At 60.3% G+C, this 1492-nt stretch carries 1 protein-coding gene; it reads right to left on the bottom strand.

What is annotated here, in order from left to right:
- Positions 1 to 3: 3 nt before the first annotated feature.
- A complete protein-coding gene (locus A4E19_18065) occupies positions 4 to 1293 on the bottom strand; it encodes a nitrate oxidoreductase subunit beta (GenBank protein OQW34603.1) in 1290 nt (429 codons plus the stop codon).
- Positions 1294 to 1492 lie beyond the last annotated feature (199 nt).

The raw sequence follows: 1492 nt of genomic DNA, 5'->3' as shown, positions 1-1492 counted from the left end.
GGCCTACAACCAGGTGACGCGCTCGGCGGGCCGGATGTAGATCGGCTCTTCGACCTGAATGCGCGCCACTTCCTTCCCCGACTTGTTGAAGCCCAACACGGTGTCGTTGTACATCTCGAACCGCTTCCCATGGATCTGGGTTTCAAAGACCTTGGGCCCCGGGATGACGTCGTACCGGAACACGATCTGCTGGCTGGCCCGCCAGAGCTGCAGCACGGCCAACAGTTCCCGACTCGGCACCAGGTATTTCTCAATGGCATTGTCCACGCCGGGCCCGAACATCTGCCGGGCATAGCCCCGGGGCGAGTGCCGCGGCGGGATGTAGAACCCGTTCGGCTCCGTGCCCCATTGCGGATACAGCGGCAAGGCCACCTGCTCGACCCGAATCGCATAGTACAGCGGATGCCATCGGTCCTCCGCCCACAGGCCGTCTTCCCCGATCCGCACGAGGCTCTGCATGCGGATCTTGCCGACGCAGGCCGCCATGCACCGGGTTTCCATCGGCTCCCCGCCGGTCAACGGGTCCTTCCCCTCAATGCGCGGATAACAGGCGATACACTTTTCACTCACCCGGGTCGTGCCCCGGTACATCGGTTTCTTATACGGACATTGCTCGACACATTTCTTGTACCCGCGGCAGCGGTTCTGGTCGATCAGGACGATGCCGTCTTCCGGCCGCTTGTAAATGGCCTTCCGGGGACAGGCCGCCAAGCACCCGGGGTACGTGCAGTGGTTGCAGATCCGCTGGAGATAGAAGAAGAAGGTTTCATGCTCCGGCAGGCTGCTGCCGGTCATTTTCCAGGGTTCGTCGCGCGAGAAGCCGGTCTTGTCGATCCCTTCGACCAGGGCGCGCATCGAGGTGGCCGTGTCTTCGTAGATGTTGACGAACCGCCATTCCTGGTCCGTCGGAATGTAGCCGATCGCCGCTTGACCCACTTTGGCCCCCGCGTCGAAAATGGTCATCCCTTCAAAGACGCCATAGGGCGCATGGTGCTTGCGGCCCACCCGCACGTTCCAGACCTGGCCCCCCGGATTGACCTGCTCGATCAACTGCGTGATCTTCACGTCGTAGAACTGCGGATACCCGCCATAGGGCTTGGTCTCCACGTTGTTCCACCACATGTATTCCTGGCCCTTGGAGAAGAGCCAGGTCGACTTATCGGCCATGCTACAGGTCTGGCAGGCCAAACACCGATTGATGTTGAACACAAAGGCAAACTGCCACTTCGGATGCCGTTCCTCATAGGGATACAGCATCTTCCGCCCCAGCTGCCAATTATAGACTTCCGGCATGGTGTTCCTCCTCGTTAATCGTTAACCGTTATTCGTTATACGCAACAGCCTCCCTGTGACGATGCACGTGTCACGATTAACGTCCTCAGACTTTGATCTTGATATGTTCGCCTTTGAGCCACTTGATCATGAACTCGTTCTCCTGGCCGGGCGTGAACCCGGTCCGCACCGGCTCCCACGGCCCCCGCGCCCCGATCCC

The sequence above is a fragment of the Nitrospira sp. SG-bin1 genome (assembly GCA_002083365.1).
Lineage (GTDB): Bacteria > Nitrospirota > Nitrospiria > Nitrospirales > Nitrospiraceae > Nitrospira_D.
The sequence above is the reverse complement of the archived record's forward strand: the minus strand, read 5'-3'. Positions and strand labels throughout refer to the sequence as shown.

Coding starts and splice junctions, on each gene's coding strand:
- A4E19_18065 (OQW34603.1), bottom strand. CDS start 1,293: ATGCCGGAAGTCTATAATTGGCAGCTGGGGCGGAAGATGCTGTATCCC.